15 protein-coding genes are annotated in these 18,530 nt (G+C 73.9%); 10 read left to right on the top strand and 5 right to left on the bottom strand.

The features are described 5' to 3' along the window. The first annotated feature begins 275 nt into the window (after window positions 1-275). The 7 genes from ABZU46_RS25125 (at window position 276) to ABZU46_RS25155 (ending at window position 8,477) form a co-directional block, all read left to right on the top strand. Window positions 276-749 (top strand): BlaI/MecI/CopY family transcriptional regulator, encoded by a 474-nt coding sequence (locus ABZU46_RS25125; RefSeq protein WP_354861578.1) that lies wholly within the window; start codon window positions 276-278, stop codon window positions 747-749. 10 nt (window positions 750-759) lie between these two features. Further along, window positions 760-1,665 (top strand): M56 family metallopeptidase, encoded by a 906-nt coding sequence (locus tag ABZU46_RS25130; protein ID WP_354861579.1) that lies wholly within the window; start codon window positions 760-762, stop codon window positions 1,663-1,665. A gap of 324 nt (window positions 1,666-1,989) precedes the next feature. Next, window positions 1,990-3,243 (top strand): cytochrome ubiquinol oxidase subunit I, encoded by a 1,254-nt coding sequence (locus ABZU46_RS25135; protein ID WP_354861581.1) that lies wholly within the window; start codon window positions 1,990-1,992, stop codon window positions 3,241-3,243. 20 nt (window positions 3,244-3,263) lie between these two features. After that, the gene (locus tag ABZU46_RS25140) at window positions 3,264-4,271 is read left to right on the top strand and encodes a cytochrome d ubiquinol oxidase subunit II (RefSeq protein ID WP_354861582.1); all 1,008 of its coding nucleotides are present in this window, start codon (window positions 3,264-3,266) and stop codon (window positions 4,269-4,271) included. After that, complete coding sequence (gene cydD, locus ABZU46_RS25145; protein ID WP_354861584.1) at window positions 4,268-5,944, top strand: thiol reductant ABC exporter subunit CydD; 1,677 nt, start codon at window positions 4,268-4,270, stop codon at window positions 5,942-5,944. Before ABZU46_RS25140 ends, cydD begins: the two co-directional genes overlap by 4 nt. Further along, entirely contained in the window at window positions 5,941-7,731 is a 1,791-nt protein-coding gene (gene cydC, locus ABZU46_RS25150; protein ID WP_354861586.1) for a thiol reductant ABC exporter subunit CydC, read from the top strand. The genes cydD and cydC overlap by 4 nt, the downstream gene beginning before the upstream one ends. A gap of 68 nt (window positions 7,732-7,799) precedes the next feature. After that, window positions 7,800-8,477: a permease prefix domain 1-containing protein gene (locus tag ABZU46_RS25155; protein WP_354861587.1), complete on the top strand. Its 678-nt coding sequence runs from the start codon at window positions 7,800-7,802 to the stop codon at window positions 8,475-8,477. A 15-nt stretch (window positions 8,478-8,492) separates the two neighbouring features. Here the strand turns inward: ABZU46_RS25155 and ABZU46_RS25160 are convergent, their stop codons facing one another. Next, window positions 8,493-8,834: a helix-turn-helix transcriptional regulator gene (locus ABZU46_RS25160; protein ID WP_354861589.1), complete on the bottom strand. Its 342-nt coding sequence runs from the start codon at window positions 8,832-8,834 to the stop codon at window positions 8,493-8,495. Window positions 8,835-8,994: 160 nt separating this feature from the next. On the opposite strand from ABZU46_RS25160, the gene ABZU46_RS25165 reads away from it, so the two are divergent. Both ABZU46_RS25165 and ABZU46_RS25170 read left to right on the top strand, forming a co-directional pair. After that, window positions 8,995-9,966, top strand: coding sequence for a DNA primase (locus tag ABZU46_RS25165; RefSeq protein ID WP_354861590.1), 972 nt, complete (start codon window positions 8,995-8,997; stop codon window positions 9,964-9,966). A gap of 39 nt (window positions 9,967-10,005) precedes the next feature. Beyond that, window positions 10,006-12,420 (top strand): transposase, encoded by a 2,415-nt coding sequence (locus ABZU46_RS25170; protein ID WP_354861593.1) that lies wholly within the window; start codon window positions 10,006-10,008, stop codon window positions 12,418-12,420. A 267-nt stretch (window positions 12,421-12,687) separates the two neighbouring features. Here the strand turns inward: ABZU46_RS25170 and ABZU46_RS25175 are convergent, their stop codons facing one another. The 4 genes from ABZU46_RS25175 to ABZU46_RS25190 all read right to left on the bottom strand — a co-directional run bounded on the left by ABZU46_RS25175 (window position 12,688) and on the right by ABZU46_RS25190 (window position 17,837). Continuing rightward, window positions 12,688-13,281: an ATP/GTP-binding protein gene (locus ABZU46_RS25175; RefSeq protein WP_007455465.1), complete on the bottom strand. Its 594-nt coding sequence runs from the start codon at window positions 13,279-13,281 to the stop codon at window positions 12,688-12,690. A gap of 1 nt (window position 13,282) precedes the next feature. Further along, window positions 13,283-13,660 (bottom strand): DUF742 domain-containing protein, encoded by a 378-nt coding sequence (locus ABZU46_RS25180; RefSeq protein WP_030329021.1) that lies wholly within the window; start codon window positions 13,658-13,660, stop codon window positions 13,283-13,285. 98 nt (window positions 13,661-13,758) lie between these two features. Next, window positions 13,759-14,163 (bottom strand): roadblock/LC7 domain-containing protein, encoded by a 405-nt coding sequence (locus ABZU46_RS25185; protein ID WP_007455462.1) that lies wholly within the window; start codon window positions 14,161-14,163, stop codon window positions 13,759-13,761. Beyond that, window positions 14,160-17,837, bottom strand: a complete 3,678-nt coding sequence (locus ABZU46_RS25190) for a nitrate- and nitrite sensing domain-containing protein (protein ID WP_354861592.1) — start codon at window positions 17,835-17,837, stop codon at window positions 14,160-14,162. The genes ABZU46_RS25185 and ABZU46_RS25190 overlap by 4 nt, the downstream gene beginning before the upstream one ends. A gap of 277 nt (window positions 17,838-18,114) precedes the next feature. On the opposite strand from ABZU46_RS25190, the gene ABZU46_RS25195 reads away from it, so the two are divergent. Beyond that, the coding region (locus ABZU46_RS25195) for an ATP-binding protein (protein ID WP_354861594.1) at window positions 18,115-18,530 on the top strand (416 nt) is incomplete at its 3' end.

Below are 18,530 nucleotides of genomic sequence, written 5' to 3' on the forward strand. Positions count from 1 at the left end.
CGATCGGCGCGATCGGGCGGGGCCGGCGGGGCGATCGGCGCGATCGGGCGGGGCCGGCGGGGCGGCCGGGATCTGCGCAACTTCCGGGATGTTGCTGCCTCCGGGGCGATGGAGGCAGCAACATCCCTGTTCTTGTGCGGATCTTGCGCCAGGCTGCCCGGTCCCGGGGCCGTCTTGATCATGGGTTCGCGAGGGATCGGTCTTCCGGGCCGGGTGACTCGTGATCGGGCTGGTCGGGTGGGTGGGGGGTCTACTACCGGGGGTAGGATTGGGGGGTGACTCGGTTGGGCGATCTTGAGCGTGCGGTGATGGACGTGCTGTGGGACGTGGTCCCGGGCACGTCGGACGGTGTGACCGTGCGCGAGGTGGCCGACGCGCTCGACGGCCGCGAACTGGCGTACACGACGGTGATGACCGTTCTCGACCGGCTCGCCGGCAAGGGCATGGTGCAGCGGGAACGGGAGGGCCGCGCCTGGCGGTACCGGCCGGCGGCCAGTCGTGAGGCGCACATCGCCCAGCTCATGCTCGACGCCCTCGACCTGGGCGGCAGCCGCGACGCCGCGCTGGTGCGCTTCGCCCGCTCGGTGACCGGCACCGAGGCCGAGGTGCTGCGGGCCGCCCTGGGCAGCGAGGCCGGGCTGGCCGGGCCGAGTTCCGCCGACGGCGCCACGGGCGGGGCCGACGCCCTGACCGACCGGGTGGATCCGCCGGCGGGCCGGCGGCCGGCCGGCGAGGCAGCGGAGCGGTAGGGCGCGCGCCATGGCCTACGCCGTGCACTTCGCCGCCACCATGCTCGCCTGCTATCTGACCGCGCAGGTGCTGGCCCGCTCCACCTGGACCTGGCGCAGCCCGCGGGTGGCGATCGTCTGCTGGCAGGCCGTCGGGCTGGCGTTGGGCCTCTCCGCGATGGGCCTGCCGATGGCCCTCGGGCTGACCGCGTACGACCTGCCGACCGGCAGCGCACTGCTCGCCCTGACCACCGACCTCGCCCACGGCAGCCTGCCGATCGGCGTGACCGCGTTCCACCTCGCCGGCGTCGGGGTGGGCTTCGGCATCGGAGCGGTGCTCGTCACCACGACCGTCCGCAGCATCCACGGGACCATCCGCGCCCAGCGCCGACACCGGGACCTGCTCACCCTGGTGGCCCGGGACGACCCGGCCGCGCCCGGGGCGCTCGTCCTGGACCATCCGAGCGCCGCCGCGTACTGCCTGCCCGGGGTGAAGCCGCAGGTGGTGGTCAGCGCGGGCACGCTGAGCCTGCTGGATCGCGCCGAGCTGGCCGCCGTGCTCTCCCACGAGCGCGCGCACGCCCATGAGCGACACGATCTGGTGCTGCTGCCGTTCACCGCCCTCTGCCGGGCGCTGCCGTGGTTCGGCTGGGTCCGCGACGCGCACGAGCGGGTCGCCCTGCTGGTCGAGATGCGCGCCGACGACAAGGCACGCGAGCTGCACGCCGAGGCTCCGCTGGCGGGCGCGCTTCGTCGTTTCGCCGCCGCCGGGCACCGGGTCACCCCGGCCGGAGCCCTGGGCCTGGGCGACCGCGACCTGGACGTACGCGTACAGCGCCTACTGGTTGCCGACCGGCCGCCTCTGGCCCTCGGCGCCACGGCCCTCGCGGTGGCCACCACCCTGGTCGCCCTCCCGATCACGCTCTTCCTGAGCTGACGCGCCAACCCGCCCCACTCGGCTGACGGCGTGGTGTCGCCGGCGGGGTGGGCAGCTGGTCGAGTCTCCCTTTGCTCTGCTTCAACCCACGCACCGCTTTTGCGGCAGAACTGTTGCGTGGGTTGAAGCAGAGCAAAGGCGCCGCAACGAGGGTGGGCGGGCGAGTGGCCCCCGTCTGGCGATGCGTCGCCGCACCCCTCCCGACAACCACACCTACTACGCCTCGTCGTAGCATTGTCTACGACGAAGCGTAGTAGTTTTATGTAGCCAGGCTACGTGTAGGGTTGCTACGACAAGGGAGCCAACAGCTAGGGAGAGCCGGCCATGGACACGCTGCTCCTCGCCCGCCTGCAGTTCGCCACCACCACGTCGATCCACTTCCTGTTCGTGGTCGTCACGCTCGGGCTGGTCACGCTGCTGGTCGGGATGCAGACCGCCTGGGTGCTCACCGGCAACCCGAAGTGGGAGCGGCTGACCCGGTTCTGGGGTCAGCTCTACGTGATCAACTACGTGCTCGGCATCGCCACGGGCATCGTGATGGAGTTCCAGTTCGGGCTGAACTGGAGCGGCCTGTCGCGCTACGTCGGCAACGTCTTCGGCGCGCCGCTGGCGATCGAGACGCTGGTGGCGTTCTTCCTGGAGTCCACGTTCCTCGGGATGTGGATCTTCGGTTGGCACCGGCTCGGCAAGGGCGTCCACCTCGCGCTGCTGTGGGGCGTGGCGCTCACCGCGTACGCCTCGGCGTTCTGGATCATGGTGGCCAACTCCTGGCTGCAACACCCGGTCGGGTACGAGGTCCGCGACGGGATCGCCCACCTCACCGACTTCGGCGCGCTGCTCACCAACCCCACCCTCGGCATGGCGTTCGGGCACGTGGTCTCCGCGGCGCTCCTGGTCGGCGGGATGCTGATGGCGGCCGTCAGCGCCTGGCACCTGATCCGGCGTACGCCCGACTTCGCGCTCTTCCGCACCTCGCTGCGGATCGGCCTGGTCACGGCGGCACTGGCGATCACGATGGTGCAGGGCTTCGGCTTCGCCCAGTTCGGCCCGGTCGGCGCGGTGCAGCCGAGCAAGTTCGGCGCGGACAGCCCCGAGGCGCAGGCCCTGATCGGCGAGTGGACCACGCGGTTCGGGCCCGGCGACTACACCCCGCCGGTCCTGGCCAGCGTCGGGCTGGGCTTCATGATCCTGGTCGGCTTCACCCTCGGCTGCGTGTGGTTCCTGCTGCCCCTGCTCTACCGGGACTGGATCGTCCGGCTGCGTTTCCCGCTCTGGCTCATCCTGCTCGCCGTGCCGTTGCCGTTCGTCGCGGTGATCCTCGGCTGGATCGCCCGCGAGGTCGGCCGCCAGCCCTGGGTGGCGTACGGCCTGCTCCCCACCGAGCAGGCGGTCTCCCCCGTCGGCACGCCGGTGATGCTCGCCTCGCTGATCGGCTTCAGCATGCTGCTGGGCACCCTCGCCGTCACCAACTGGGTGCTGCTCGCCCGGCACGCGGGACGAGGCGCGGCCGACCCGGCTCTCGGCCGTCCACCGGCAGCGCTCGGCGAGCCGGCCCACCCCGAACCCGCCCTCGCCTGAGCGACTGAGGAGACTCACCCGTGGATCTCGCCTGGTACGTCCTTCTCGGCCTCTTCTTCGCCTGCTACCTCGTGCTCGCCGGTTACGACTACGGCGTCGGGTTGCTGCTCGCCCGGGGCGGCGCCCCGGCCGGGCGGCGGGCCGCGCTCACCGCCCTCGGCCCGTTCTTCCTCGGCAACGAGGTCTGGCTGGTCGCCGCCGTGGGCATCCTGTTCGGCGCCTTCCCGGTGCTGGAGGGTGAGCTGCTCGCCGGCTGCTACCCGGCGTTCGCCGGCGCGCTGGTCGGCGTCATCCTGGTCACCGCCGGGGTGCAACTGCGCAGCCGGCCGAGCGACGAGCGGGTCCGCGCCCGCTGGGACCGGGTCATCGTGGTCGGCAGCGCGCTCGCCGCGCTGGGCTGGGGCGTGGTGCTGGCCGCGCTGTTGCAGGGCGTGCCCCGCCAGGCCGACGGGCACGTCGCCGGGGTGTCGCACCTGGCCACCCCGTTCGCGGCGACGGCCGGGCTGACCATGGTCGCCCTGGCCGCGGTGCACGGTGCGACCTTCCTCACGCTGCGACTGCCGGCCGACGCCGCCGCCGTGGCCGGGCGCACGGCCCGCCGGCTGGTGCCGGTGGCGCTCTGCGCGGTCGCCGTGGCCACCGTCGTGGGCCTGCTCTCCTGGCGGGTACGCGACGCCGTCGGGCGACCGGCGGTGGCCGTACTCCTGCCGGTGTTGCTGGTGGCGGCGCTGCTGGCGGCCCGCGCGGCGCTGGCGCGGCGGCGGCCCGGGTGGGCCCTGATCGCCACCGGCGCGGCAATGGCGCTGCCGGTGGCGCTGGTCGGCGCGGCTCTCTGGCCCTACGTGCTGGTGTCCACGACCGACCCGGGCGCCTCGCTGACGGTGGCCGACGCGGCCGCCAGCGCGCCGACGCTGCGGCTGCTTGGCTGGGTGGCGCTGCCGCTGCTGCCGGCCCTACTAGGCTTCCAGGCGATGTGCTGGTGGGTTTTCCGGGGACGGACCGACGGCAGGGCACCGGTGTACTGGTGAACCGCCGTCCCTTCGACCCGCGTCTGCTGCGTCGGGTCCCCGCGGCCCGGCGCGATCTTGCCGTGCTCGCGCTCCTCGGCGTGCTCGCCGCCGCGTTGATCGTCGCGCAGGCCACCGCGTTGGCGGCGGTGCTGGCCACCGCCTTTGACGGGCGGCTGAACCGGCCGGCGCTGTTGGGCCTCGTGGTCGCGGTCGCCGCCCGGTCGGCGCTGGTCTGGGCACAGGGCACGGTCTCCGCGCGGGTCGCCGCCACGGTCAAGGCCACGCTGCGGGCCGACCTGCTCGGCGCGGTGGGGCGGCACGGGCCGGGCTGGGTGGCGGGGCAGCGGGCCGGTGAGCTGGCCACCCTGGCCGGGCGTGGGCTGGACGCGCTGGACGCCTACTTCACCGGGTATCTGCCGCAGTTGGTGCTCAGCGTGACGGTGCCCGTGGCCGTGCTGGCCCGGATCGTCGTCGCCGACTGGAGCTCGGCGCTGATCATCGCGTTGACGCTGCCGCTGATCCCGGTCTTCGGCGCGCTCCTCGGCTGGCAGGCGCAGGCCGCCACCGAGCGGCAGTGGCGTCGGCTGGCCCTGCTGGGCGGACACTTCCTGGACATGGTGGCCGGGCTGCCCACCCTGCGCGCGTTCGGCCGGGCCCGGGCGCAGACCGAGGTGGTCCGCCGGATGGCCGACGGGCACCGGGTCGCCACCATGAAGACGCTGCGGATCGCGTTCCTCTCGGCGCTGGTGCTGGAGCTGGTCGCCACTCTCTCGGTGGCCCTGGTCGCGGTGCCGGTCGGCATCCGGCTGCTCGGCGGCGGGCTGGCCCTGCACACCGCGCTGCTGGTGCTGCTGCTCACCCCCGAGGCGTACCTGCCGCTGCGGGCCGCCGGCAGCCGCTTCCACGCCAGCATGGAGGGGCTCACCGCGCTGGACGAGGCGCTCACCGTCTCGGCCGCGCCCGCCACCCCCCGCGCCGCGGAGGGCGCGACCATCCCGGACGGTCGCGGTGAGATCCGGTTCGAGGCCGTGACCGTGGCGTACGAGCGGACCACCGCGCTGCGCGACGTGACCCTGACCGTCCGACCCGGCGAACGGATCGCCATCATCGGGCCCAGCGGCGCCGGCAAGAGCACCCTGTTCGGTCTGCTGCTCGGCTTCGTGACCCCGACCAGCGGCCGGATCACCGTCGACGGCGTCGACCTCGCCACCGCAGACCCGGACGCCTGGCGTCGGCAGCTCGCCTGGGTGCCGCAGCGCGCCCACCTCTTCGCCACCTCGCTGGCCGACAACATCCGGCTCGGCGCACCGGACACCCCGCCCGAGGCGCTCGCCGCCGCGGTGCGCGCCGCGGCCCTGGACGACGTGGTGGCCGGCCTGCCCGAGGGGCTGGACACGCTGCTCGGCGAGCGCGGGCACGGCCTGTCCAGCGGCCAGCGGCAGCGGGTCGCACTGGCCCGGGCGTTCCTGCGCGACGCCCCGGTGGTGCTGCTCGACGAGCCCACGGCGCGGCTGGACACGGCCGCCGAGGCGGTGGTGCTGGACGCCACCCGCCGGCTGGTCGCCGGACGGACGGCGCTGCTGGTGGCGCACCGGCCAGCGCTGCTGACCGACGCCGACCGGGTCCTGCGCATCGAGGACGGCCGGGTCACCGAGCTGACGCCCGAACCGATCGGAAAGGCGGCCCGATGAGCACGGAACACGGGCCGGAGGTCGCGGCTGGGGTGACATCGGCCGGGCGGGCCGGCGCCGAGCGCGCAGTGCTGCGGCTGGCCCACCCGTACCTGGGTCGACTGGCCGGCGCCGGGCTGCTCGCCGCCGCCACCGAGTTCGCCGGGATCGCCCTGATGGCCACCGCGACGTGGCTGCTGATGAGCGCCGCCGGGCGGCCTCCGCTGGACCGGCTCACCGTGGCGATCGTCGCGGTCCGGGCGCTGGCGATCAGCCGGGGCGTGTTCCGCTACACCGAACGGCTCGCCGGGCACGACGCGGTCCTTCGCATGATCACCGACGTGCGGGCCCGGGTCTTCGCCACCCTCACGGCCCGCCGCGACACTCGACACCGCTCGGGGGACGTCCTGAGCCGGCTGGTGTCCGACGTCGAGGCGGTCCAGGATCTGCTGTTGCGGGTGCTGGTGCCCGGCTCGGCGGCGGCCCTGGTCGGGGTGCTGGCGGTGGCCGGGGCGGCGCTGATCTCGCCGCCGGCCGCCGGTGTGCTCGCGCTCGGGCTGGTGGTCGCCGGTGTGGCGCTGCCGGCGCTGGCCACCGCGGTCACCCGGCGCAGCGCGGCCGAGGTGGCACCGCTGCGCGGCGCGCTGGCCACCGACGCCGTCGACCTCACCCACGGCGCCGCCGACCTGGCCGCGTTCGGGGCGACCGACGCCGCGCTGCGCGCCGCCGAGCAGCGGGCCGGCCGGCTCGCCCGCCTGGAACGCCGGCTGGCCGCCACCGGCTTCGCGGTGGACGCCGCAGGGGTGTTGACCGCCGGACTGACCGCCGCCGCGGTGGTGCTGGTCGCGCTGGCCTCCGACGTGCCGGGCGTCCTGGTCGGGGTGTTGGCCGTCGGCACCCTGGCCGCCGTGGAGGTGGCGCTGGCCCTGGTCTCGGCTGCCCGGCAGTGGACCCAGCTGCGGCCCGGCCTGGCCCGGGTGGCCGCCCTCCTCGACGTCGACACGCCCAGTGCCCCGCCCGCTCCCCGAGTGACCGACCGGGCCGACCCGCAGGACCTGCGCTTCGACGAGGTGAGCGTGCGGTACCGCACCGGCGCCGCACCCGCGTTGGACCGGGTGAGCCTGGACCTGCCCGCCGGCCGGCGCATCGCGGTCGTCGGCCCGAGCGGCGCCGGCAAGAGCACCCTGGCCGCCGTGCTGACCGGGGCGGTCCGACCCACCTCCGGCCACGTCACCCTGGCCGGCCGCGACCTGGGGACGTACGCCGAGGAGGAACTGCCCCGCAGCGTCGGCGGGCTGCTCGCCGAGGCGTACGTCTTCCATGCCACGGTCCGGGAGAACCTGCTGCTCGGGCGGGCTGGCGCCGACGAGGACGAGTTGACCGCCGCGACGGCGGCCGCCGGCCTGCTGGACTGGGTACGCGCCCAGCCGGCCGGCTGGGACACCCTGGTCGGCGAGGAGGGCGGCCAACTCTCCGGCGGCCAGCGGCAACGGCTCGCGCTCGCTCGGGCCCTGCTCGCCGCGCCACCGGTGCTGGTGCTCGACGAGCCCACCGAGGGGCTGGACCCGGCCGCCGCCGACGCGGTGCTCGCCTCCGCCCTCGCGGCCACCCCCGCCGGGCACTCGGTCCTGCTGATCAGTCACCGGCTCAGCGGGCTGGCCGACCTCGACGAGATCGTCGTCCTCGACGGCGGCCGGGTGATCCAGCGCGGCCGGCACGCCGAGTTGGTCGCGACCCCCGGCTGGTACCGGGACCAGTGGCTTCTCCAGGAAGCCGCCGAGCGCGGGTACCTGGCCCTGGCTCCCTGACCCGCTTCGGGGACGGACCAGGGTTCTCCCCGACGTGAGGGCGCTCGCGTCCGTGGCAGGGTGGTGCCATGCGGCATGCTGAGGACTTCCTGGTCGAGGAGCACCTGCGGGCGCTGGAGTCCCGGTTGCAGGGGCCGGCGCGGCTGAAGTCCGACCTGCTCACCGAGGCGCGGCACGACCTGCTGGACGCCGTCGACGCGTACCGCGAGAGTGGTGTGCCGCCCACGGAGGCGCAGCTGCGGGCGGTGGCCGAGTTCGGCTCACCGGCGCAGTTGCTGCCCTCCTGGCAGGCCGAGCTGGCGGTGGCCGCCCTGCGCGGCCTGTCCCTGCGGATGCTGGCCGTGGCCGGGGTTCTGGTGGCCGCCGGCGACTTGACGTGGCGCGGGTCGAGCTGGAGTGCGGGTCCGCAGCCGCCGGCGCTCTACCGGCTGCTGTCCGCCTCGGTCGACTGGATCTGGCTCGGCGCGCTGCTGCTGGCCGTGACCGGCCTGCTGGTGGTCTGGGCGAGCGCCCGGTCGTCGCGACCGGGCCTGGCGGCGGCGCAGCGCGCGGTGGGCGCCGCCCTGACCGGCACGCTGGTCCTCGGCATCGTGGCCGGCGGGTCTCTCTTCGTCTGGTCGATCGATCTGTGGGACGCGGCGCTGACGTGGCCGCCGATGATCGTCGGCATGGTGATGGTGGGTGCGGCGCACTTCTCCCTGACCCGGGCCGCGCGCGGCTGGCTGCGGGCCGCCGCTTCCCGCTGAGCGGGCGTCCAGCGCTCAGGCGGGGGTGCCGGGCGGGCTGCCGGGGTCGAGGAACCGGCCGACCGTCGCGCGGAACTCCTGCCATCCGGCGCGCTCGCCCGCCAACGCGCGGCGGCCGGAGTCGGTGAGCTGGTAGGTCCGCCGCTCCCGACCGTTGACCGTGCTCCAGGTGCTCGCCACGTGACCGGCGCGCTCCAGCCGGCGCAGCGCCGGATAGATCGTGCCGGTGGGCAGGTCGAGATTGCCGTCACTGCGCGCCCGCAGGGACTCGATGATGGCGTACCCGTGCAGCGCGCCCTGTTCGAGAACGGCGAGCAGAAGGGCGTCGAGGTGGCCGTGCAGCGCCTGGGCCTTCATGCGTAGTTACGCTACTTGTCGAACGGCCCGATCGCCACCGTCGCGCCCGCGCAGGCCCGAGACGTTTCTCGGCCGGCCACCGGGGTGCGGGCTCCGGGCTTCCCGAGCCGCCGACTAGGGTATGTGCCCAGAGTCACTCGCCGGCCGGAGACGCCGGCGAGTGGGCAACCCGAAGCACACGGAGGTCAGCGTGGCCCGCCAGTCGCCCCAACGGCCCGACGCCGACGAGCCCGAGCTCGACGACACCACCGGCCCGGCCGAGCCAGACGAGGCCGACGAGGCCGACGACACCACCCGCGCGTCGGCCGACCGGTCGCTCTGGGACGAGCTGCGGATCGACCCGGTGGAGATCGCCCTGCCCGCCGGCACCGGCTTCACGCTGCGGGCGTACCGGCCGGCCGGGTCACTGACCCCGACCGACGTGACCGAGCGCGACCAGGACGACCCGTTCCTCGCCCGCCGGCAGGTGATCGAGGAGGAGGACGACGAGAGCGTCGTCATCCTCGACGAGGAGCTGGCCGAGGAGTTCGCCGACAGCGACGAGGACGAGCCGTCCCGCCGTCGCCGCGACAGCGCCACGGACGCCGACGCGACCGCGGACGACGACGAGGCCGAAGCCGAGGACGTCGCCGACGAGGCGGACGACGAGGAGGTGCCGGTCTTCCTCAGCCACCGGGGCAAGCTGCTGCTGTTCAAGACCCCCGAATCGCTTGTCAGTTTCATCCGCTCCGGCGCACCCAACGATCTGTCCCAACTGGACAGCTGGAATGAATTGGCCGAACGGGTGGAGCCGGCCGACATCGCGCCGCTCGACGAGGACACCTACGAACTCGACCTCGTCGTGGAGAACCTGCGCGGCGGTCACGACAGCTGGGATTCGACCCTGCTGATCGAGGCCGGCGAGGTCGCCCGCGACCTGTCGTACGCGTTGCGCCTGCCTGCGGTTCTGGACATGCTCTCCGCCGGCTCCAGCCTCGACGACCTGGACGAGGCGCTGCGGGCCACGGCCAACGGCGGGATCGGCGCCTTCATGGGCCGGCGACGGTTGAAGAAGATCGGGGCACAGACCGCGAGTTTGGGTTGGCGCACCATTGTCGGCAAGATCTCTGCGGTGGTGGACTGGCGCGACTGACCCGTACCGGGGAGCATCAGTTGCTGGCAGTAGGAAGACCTGTCCCGGGAGGAGGACGACGCCGTGGCGCTCGTGCGCGTGTACTGCGGTCTGGCCTCGGCGGATCCGGCTGACCGACCGGCCTCGGCCGGTTCGACGCTGACGTCCGCTGTGGTCGACGACGCAGGCCGTCTGCTGCATGTCAGCGAGATCGGCGACGACGCGGCTGGCTACGCCCAGCTCGTCGCCCTGCTCGTGGAGCGGTCGGGCGGACCGAGCGGTGCGGCCATCGCCGCCGACAGCGACGACCACACGGTCACCTCGCTGTTGAGCGCGGCGGGTCGTCCCCTGGCGATCGCCGACGACGACTCGGTGGACGACTTCGCCGAGCGGTTCGCCGACGACGACTCGCTTGAGGAGATGCAGTCGCCGCCGGCCGAGCGCCGGGCCGTCGGTCTGGCCCGCGCGTTGCAGGCCGGCGCGCTCTCCGCCGTCACACTGCCGGCTCCCCGGGACCTCGCCGGCTACAAGCAGGTGCTCGCCGCGCACGCCGCCCTGGCCAGCGGCCGGCACTCCGCCGCCGTGGCGCTGCGCGAGGTGCTGCGGGAGCTCTACCCGGCGGCGCTGCGCGCCTATCCGGATCCGGCCGAGCCGGTGTCGCTGGCCGTGCTGGACGCGCTGCCCGAGCCGGGCATGCTCGGCGGCACCATCGCCCGTGGCCGCGAGGTGTCCGTCGCCGCGGACGCCATCGCCGCGCATCTCGCGGCGGACGGGGTCGCCGACGCCGAAGAGATCAACGAGGCGGTCACCGCGCTGCGGGTCGCCATCTCGGAGACGCCGCGCCGCGCCGCCGTCAACCGGGCGCTCACCTCTGCCGTGGCCGAGACCGTCCGGCAGGCCGTCGCCTCCGTACGGGCCTGCGACGCCGGCTGCGAGGCCCTCGTCAGCGCGCTCAGCGCCCGGGTCAGCACGCCCGCCCCGGCCCCCGGCCGACGGGCCGCCGCCCGTCGTGGCGAGTCGGTCGGCGAGCTGACCGGCCTCGCCGGCACCGGCGCCGGCCTGCGCTCCGTCCGACCGAACCCGATCGCCGCCGAGCCCACACCCGTCACCGGCCGACGCAGCCGACCCGAGCCGGCACCGGGCAGCGCCCCGCTGGCGTCGCCGCGCCCGCTCGGGCCGCCGCCGGTCGCCCCCGCTCCGGTCACCCCTCCGCCGATCGCACCCGCGCCGATCGCCCCGGCCGCGGTCGCCGGCCCGCCGGTGTCCGCGCCTCCCGGGCGTGCCGAGCCCATCCCGAGCCGAATCGACGGCCCGACCAACCGGCCGGTCTCGTCGCCGCCGCCCCCGCCGCCGGGGATCACTCCCATCGCGCCGGCTCAGCGGGGCACCGTGCCGCCGGCCGAGGCGGGCGAGCCGTTCCGGCCGACCCTCACCACCGCCGCGATCAACCACGCGCGGGCCGAGCGGCAGCGCACGGTCATTCCGCCCCGCCCGAAGACCAACGGCGAGCGGCAGAGTCACGTGCAGCGGCCGGTCGAGGAGCCGCCCACCGGCGGGTTCAGCGCCACCGACCTCAGCATCCCGGTGCCCGCTCCCCGGCCGGGTCAGGAGTCGGCACCCCCGGGTTCCCGGGCGAACTGGCCCCTGGTCAACAACCCGGAGGACCCGGCCGACAGCTCGCCGAACAACCCCGTCGCCTACTCGTACGGCGGCAACCGCGTCGACGCCCCGACCGATCCGGGCCGGGCCGACGGTCGGGTCACGCCGCCCTGGCTGGCCGACGACCTGCCCCAGGAGCCACCCATGCTGCGGCTGGTCGAGCCGCCGCCGCTGGCGGACCGGGCACTGCGGGAAGGGCTCAACCCTCCCCCCGGTGATCCCCGCCTGGAGACGCCGCCGCTGCGGCTGGTCGACCGGGAGCAGGCCGCCCGCAACAACCGTCAGGCGCCCCGCGTCGAGCGGGCCGCCGAGCACCGGCCGCCTCCCCCGGTCGAGCACCGACCCCCGCCGGTCGAGCACCGGCCGCCGCCGGTGGCCGACGAGGGCGACGGTGATCTGCTGATCTTCGCGCAGGCCAAGTCGGCGTGGTTCGTCGGGCACACCGAGGAGGAGTCCGACCTGGACTGGTCGACCACGGCCGACACCGGGTGGCAGGCCGCCGAGCAGGCAGCCCGCCCCGCGGTGGGCGCCGAGACCAACGCCGGGCTGCCGAAGCGCGTCCCGCAGGCCAATCTGGTCCCGGGTTCCCCGCTGCGCGAGGAGCGCCCACTGCGGATAGTGCGCGACGCGGCGAGCCTCGCGGAGAACACCACCGGCTACTTCCGCGGCTGGCGTCGCGGGCAGGAGATCGGCGGGTTCGCGGTGGGCGGCCGACCGGGCCGGGAGGCCGCCGGCGGCTGGGACTTCAGCCGCGACCACGGGGACCGCGACGACGACCGGGAGTACGAGTACCGCTCCGCCGGCTACCAGTCCTGAGCGACTCTCTCCCGTACGCGTTCCTTCCGCCCTCAGCCGTACACCGGCTGGGGGCGGAAGTGCGTTCAGGGGCCAACCAGACCGGCCCGCGCACACGCGGGTAGGGCGGCCCGAACGACCGCGCGCCAACGCAAGAGATCCTGGAAGGAACCCGCCCCGAAGGGCCGGACACCTTCCAAGATCTCTTGGGCGGAGCCGTACCCGACCCGGGCAGCATTCAGCGCCCGGTGGTGGCCAGGGCCACCACCGGGCGCGAGAGCGTCCCGATCAGGCCGGGGCGACGGCGCGCGTACGGCGCATGGTGAGCACGTACTCGACCAGCGAGATCAGCACGTGCTTCGTCGACTCCCGGTTACGGGCGTCGCAGGCCACGACCGGCACGTCGCTCGAGATCGCCAAGGCGTCCCGGACGTCCTGCGGGTCGTGGTACTGCATCCCGTCGAAGCAGTTGATGGCCACCAGGTACGGCAGCCGCCGGTGCTCGAAGAAGTCGATCGCCGCGAAGCAGTCGGCCAGCCGGCGGGTGTCCACCAGCACGACCGCGCCGATCGCGCCCCGCACCAGTTCGTCCCACATGAACCAGAATCGGGTCTGACCCGGCGTACCGAACAGGTACAGGATCAGGTCACGGTCGATCGAGATCCGGCCGAAGTCCATGGCCACCGTGGTCGTCGTCTTGCCCGGCACCTGCCGGGTGTCGTCGACGCCCACGCCAGCGGAGGTCATGATGGCCTCGGTGGTCAGCGGCGTGATCTCCGAGACCGAGCCGACCAGCGTCGTCTTACCGACGCCGAATCCACCGGCGATAACGATCTTCGCCGACGTCACGCGCCCACTCGGGTTCGGTGGGCGGTGCGACATGTCAGAGCCTGCGAAGTCCACTCAGCACCCTCTCCAGCAGTTCAGTGCCCACCGCGTCGTCGGAGTCGTCCAGGATGGTCGGCTCGTGGACCGCGACCAGGCCGTCCGTCGCCATGTCGGCGATGAGCACCCGGGCCACACCGAGCGGGAGCTGCATCCGCGCCGCGATCTCGGCGAGCGATTGCACGCGTCCGTCACACAGCGCGGCGATGTACTGGTGTTCGCGGCCCTGGCCGCCGTTGCCATTGGCAGCGGCCCGACCGCGCACCGTCGTCTCGACGAGCGCCTCCAGCGCGATGTCGAGCCGGGGACGGGTTCGACCACGGGTCACGGCGTATGGACGGACCAACGCTCCGGTCGGTTCGTCACGATCGGCCATGTCGCCGCTCACCTCCTTCGCACCCCGTACCGGCTCCCACCGGTGGAACTCGTCGTTCTTGTCGTTTTAGTTGCGCCGACCACACGATCGGCGAGGCGTCAGCCCAGCATGCCCGCGGCCGCACGCGGCTGCGGGGTCAGGGCGTCGCCCACCCGGTCGACCAGTAGTGCCATCTCGTAGCCGACCTGCCCGACGTCGGAGCTGCGGGCCGCCAGCACGGCGAAGGACGAACCATCCGAGATGGACATCAGGAACAGGAAGCCATTGTCCATCTCCACGACGGTCTGGAGCACCGCGCCTCCCTCGAAGCAGCGGGCTGCCCCCTGGGTGAGGCTGACCAGACCGGACGCGATCGCGGCGAGCTGGTCTGCCCGGTCCCGCGGCAGGTCCCGTGACGACGCGAGGAGCAGGCCGTCCGCCGAGACGGCGACCGCATGTGCGACACCGGGCACCCGGTCGGCGAAGTTGGCCAGCAGCCAACCAAGATCCTGCGTAGTTGTCATCCTTCTTGCTCCTTCTGCCCGCTCCCGGCCGCTGGGCCTGAGCCAGACTGCGAGGATTGCTGCCCTCCCGGAGTCGCCTCCGGGCTGGTCGGGTTGTCCGAGGTGCTACGCCCTCGCTGCACGCCCCGGTGGTAGGCGGAGAGCAGGCCACGGACCGCCTCCGGGGAACGTCGCTGGACCGAGGTGGTGGGCTTCTCCACCGCGCCCGGCACCAGCTGCGCCATCGGCTTGCGCTTCGGCAGACCGGTCGTGGTGGTCTCGTTGACCGGCGCCGCCGTGGCCGCTGCCGAGGCGGCACGCCAGCCGTCGTCGGCGGCGGTCTGCCAGCCGTTGGTCTGCGATTGGGGCCGGCGGTTCGGCAGGCTCTCGGCGAGGCCGGGGCGTGCGCCCGCGTTCGCTGTCGACCCGTTGTCCTGCGGCGCTCCTCCGGCCGTCGGAGTGTCTGCCATCGGCGTGTTACCTGTCGTCCCGGGTGATGTCTTGTGGACTGCCCGACCGGTGGCCTCGACCGCCGCGAACTGCTGGGTGGCGTCACCGCCACCGCCGTTCGCCGCCGGCTTGTCGCCGGCCGCGGCCTCCTCCGGACCCGGACGGCGGGTACGGAACCAGGCGGACTCGAGCTCCCGGAAGATCGGCAGCTCCATGGTCTCGTCCGCGTACCGCTGGCGGTTCTGGGCCTGCGGCTGCTGCGGTGCCGGGCGGGTCTGCGCCGGCGGACGCGACGCCTGGGCCTGCTGAGCCTGGGCCTGCGGGGCCGGAGCCTGCTGAGCCGGAGCCTGCGGGGCGCGGACCTGCTGAGCCTGGGGCGCCGGAGCCGGCGGCTGGGCCGCGGTGCTCGGCTGGTCGCCGGGGCGCGGCACCCGGGGCAGCTCCGTCGTCATGTCCAGGGCGGCGGCGAGCCGCTCGGGCACCGGCGGGGTCTGCGTGTCCCGCTCGCCGCCGGGCACCGGCGGCCAGGCCGGCGGCGCCGGGGCGCTGGGCGCCGGAGCGGGCGGGGCGGACCGGGGCGTGAAGCCGCTGAACGACTGGCCGGAGGCCGGGGGCGCCGAGTACGGCTGACCGGACGCCGGGGAGGCCGAGACCGGCGACGCGGACACCGGCGGACCGGCGTACGGCTGGCCGGAGGCCGGAGCGGCGGACACCGGCGGGCTGCCGTACGGCGCACCCGAGTAGGGCTGACCGGAGTACGGCTGACCGGAGTACGGCTGACCGGACGCCGGCGAGGCGGAGACCGGCGCACCGGAGTAGGGCTGCGCGGAGACCGGCGGCGCGGAGTACGGGTGCACCTCCGGGCTGCTGGGCAACTGCCGGGGAATGGCCGGCTGCTGGCCGGTGGTCGTCGGCTCGTCGCCGGCCCGCCGCTGCGGCAGCGGGTCGATGGGCTGGCCGTTGGCCGTCCGGGGCGCGAACCCGTCGCCGCCGTTGACCCCGTTGCTCGCGCTCGCGCCGGTCAGGTCCGACCAGGCGGGCATCGAACGATACGCACCGGTGTTGGCGGGCGTGCCGGCGCCGTTGCGCGAGGCCGGGTCGAACGGCCGGCCGCCCAGCGTGACCTGGTTGCCGGACTCGCCGGGGCGGGGTCCGTTGCCCAGCGCGGGCAGCGCGCCGAGGACCGGCGCGGGCCCACCGTGCTGCGGGCCGGCCGCGGGCAGGGCCGGCGGCTGCTGCACCCGGCCGGCGAGCGCGCGGGGCACCAGCACCGAGGTGGGCAGGGTCACGTCGGCGACCGTGCCGCGGTCGGCGCCGGGGCGCAGCTCGACGCGGACGCCGTGCCGCGACGCCAGGCGGGCGACCACGACCAGGCCCATCATCCGGGAGACAGCCACGTCCACCTGCGGCGGCGTCGCGAGCTTGTCGTTGAGCTCGTGCAGCTGCTCGCGGCTGATGCCGATGCCGCGGTCCTCCACGTACAGCGAGGCGCGGTCACCGACCCGGCGGGCCTCGACCATGACCTGCGAGTCCGGAGGGGAGAACGCGGTGGCGTTGTCGAACAGCTCGGCGATGAGGTGCACCAGATCATTGACCGCGTGCGCGGCGACCTCGATGTCGCGGTCGATGACCCCGAACTCGATCCGGGTGTAGTGCTCGACCTCGGACTGCGCCGCGCGCAGCACGTCGATGAGCGCGGCCGGCTCACGCTGCACGCGGGTGGAGTCGGCGCCCGCGAGGACGAGCAGGTTCTCGTCGTTGCGGCGCATCCGGGTGGCCAGGTGGTCGAGCTGGAACAGCTCGGCCAGCCGGTCCGGGTCCTCCTCGCCGCGCTCCAGTCGGTCGAGGTGCCCGATGAGGCGGTCGACCAGGATCTGCGAACGACGGGCCAGGTTGACGAACATGGTCGCGACGGAGGCGCGCAGGGCCGCCTGCTCGGCGGCCGTCCGGACGGCTTCCAGGTGAACGGCGTTGAACGCCTCGGTCACCTGGCCGAACTCGTCCTTGCTGCGGACCGGCAGCGGCTCGGCGATCTGGTTGGCCAGCTGCACCGGGGAGAGCTGCCCGACGACCTGCGGGTCACGGAGTCGGGCCACCGCCTGCGGCAGCCCGTACTGGGCGACGGAGAGGGCGCCCTGACGCAGCTCACGCAGCGAACGGGCCATCGAGCGGGCGACCAGGTACGCGAAGAGGATGGCCAGCAGCAGCATGCTGAGCAGCAGGCCGGTCTCCAGGAACACCTGGCGCTGGACGTCCGAGCGCAGGTTGTCGGCCTCGGCGACCACGTCCCCGTCGAGCTTCGTCTCGACGGCGCGGATCAGCTTGGCGTTGGCCGTCATGGCCGAGTCCCACTGGTCGGGGCCGAACGGGGCGCCACGCATGTCGCCGGTGGTGTTGCCGTCGATCCAGCCGGTGTAGTTCTGCGCCTCGCGGCGGTCACCGCCGGCGACCGTCTGGTCGTGGTACTTCGCCTCGTCGGGGCTCGCGACCGCCTTGAAGCTCTGCAGAGCCTGCTGCTGGCCGGTGCCGCTGGCGATGTAGTCGGTGCGCAGCGCCGGGGTCAGCCGCTGGCCGCCCTGCACGCCCAGCGCGCGGTGGACGACGACCCGGCGGACGGCGAGGAACTCCTTCTCCCGGGCGACCGCCGCGGCGGCGCGCATCCGGTCGCTCAGGTCGTTGTCGCCGGCGAGCTGGGTGGCCGAGTCACGGATGGCGAGCAGGTCGTTGATCAGACCCTCGTACGCCTGGATGGCCTCGGCGAGCTTCAGCTTGCCGTTGAACACCTGACTGCGGACGCCCGGCAGCTCCTGCAGGTTCTGGTCGATGCCGTCGAGCAGACCCTCGAGGCTGCCCGGCAGGTCCTCGACGTCGCCCCGTTGCTGCCGGTACGGGCCCGTCGCCTGGTCGACCCGGGAGTTGACCCGGTTGTAGGCCTCCTGGTACTGCGCCTTCGGCTGCGTCCCCGTGGCCTGCAGCAGCAGCACGGCGGTGGTCCGCTCGTCCTGCAGCGTGTCGACCAGGTCACCCGAATAGCTCGACAGGTTGGCCAGGTCGCCGGCTCGGTTGGCATTGTTGAGCGTGTCCAGGTGGTCGACGAGACCACTGGTGCCCACGACGACCGTGGCGATGGTCGGCACGATCATGATGAGACCGAGCTTGGACCAGATCGGCATGTCCCGGAGCCGACTGGCCGGCCGGCGCAGCCGCGACAGGAAGGAGCCCGCCGTCTTTGGCCGTTTGCTCACGTCACCGCCCTCGCGATTACAGCTTGAACGCGTTGCCCCGGGCAACGCCCAGCGACCGACCCGGCGGGTCGGACCCCCGAGATTCCATCACGCCGGTCGGCAAGAAGAAAGCCCAGGTTGTCACCGGCCGAAGGTGTGATGAGATGTTGATGCGATTTGATAGCAGTCCGTCTGGCCGGAGTAACTGAAGGTAATGGAACATCCCCACCGCGTTGTCCTGCTCGCCGGCCCCTCAGGCTCCGGAAAGTCGTACATAGCGCAGCAAACCGGGTTGCCGGTGCTGTGTTTGGACGACTTCTACAAGGACGGCGATGACCCTACGTTGCCGCGCCGAAACGGCCAGGTCGATTGGGAATCACCGCAGTCCTGGGACGCCCTGACCGCCGTCGAAACGATTGCTCGGCTCGCCCGCGAGGGCCGTGCCGATGTGCCGGTTTATGCGATCGGCGCGGATCGACGGGTGGCCACCCGGCCATTTGATGTCGACGGATCGCCACTTTTCGTGGCCGAAGGGATTTTCGCCGCCGAGATCGTCGAGGAGTGCCGCCGCCGCGGGCTGCTCGCCGGGGCGTACGCGCTGCGCCGTCCGCGCGGGGCGACCTTCCTGCGCCGGCTGGCCCGCGACCTGTCCGAGCAGCGCAAGGCGCCCCGGGTGCTGGTCCGGCGCGGGGTGGCCCTGCTGCGGGCGGAGCC

The organism is Micromonospora sp. NPDC005197, assembly GCF_040608295.1.
In the GTDB taxonomy this organism is placed as follows: Bacteria; Actinomycetota; Actinomycetes; order Mycobacteriales; family Micromonosporaceae; genus Micromonospora.

Excerpts from the sequence above, each read along its gene's own strand:
- ABZU46_RS25130 (WP_354861579.1), top strand. The coding sequence starts at position 760 with ATGGCCTACGCCGTGCACTTCGCCGCCACCATGCTCGCCTGCTATCTG.
- ABZU46_RS25135 (WP_354861581.1), top strand. The coding sequence starts at position 1,990 with ATGGACACGCTGCTCCTCGCCCGCCTGCAGTTCGCCACCACCACGTCG.
- cydC (WP_354861586.1), top strand. The coding sequence starts at position 5,941 with ATGAGCACGGAACACGGGCCGGAGGTCGCGGCTGGGGTGACATCGGCC.
- ABZU46_RS25155 (WP_354861587.1), top strand. The coding sequence starts at position 7,800 with ATGCGGCATGCTGAGGACTTCCTGGTCGAGGAGCACCTGCGGGCGCTG.
- ABZU46_RS25160 (WP_354861589.1), bottom strand. The coding sequence starts at position 8,834 with ATGAAGGCCCAGGCGCTGCACGGCCACCTCGACGCCCTTCTGCTCGCC.
- ABZU46_RS25175 (WP_007455465.1), bottom strand. The coding sequence starts at position 13,281 with ATGTCGCACCGCCCACCGAACCCGAGTGGGCGCGTGACGTCGGCGAAG.
- ABZU46_RS25180 (WP_030329021.1), bottom strand. The coding sequence starts at position 13,660 with ATGGCCGATCGTGACGAACCGACCGGAGCGTTGGTCCGTCCATACGCC.
- ABZU46_RS25185 (WP_007455462.1), bottom strand. The coding sequence starts at position 14,163 with ATGACAACTACGCAGGATCTTGGTTGGCTGCTGGCCAACTTCGCCGAC.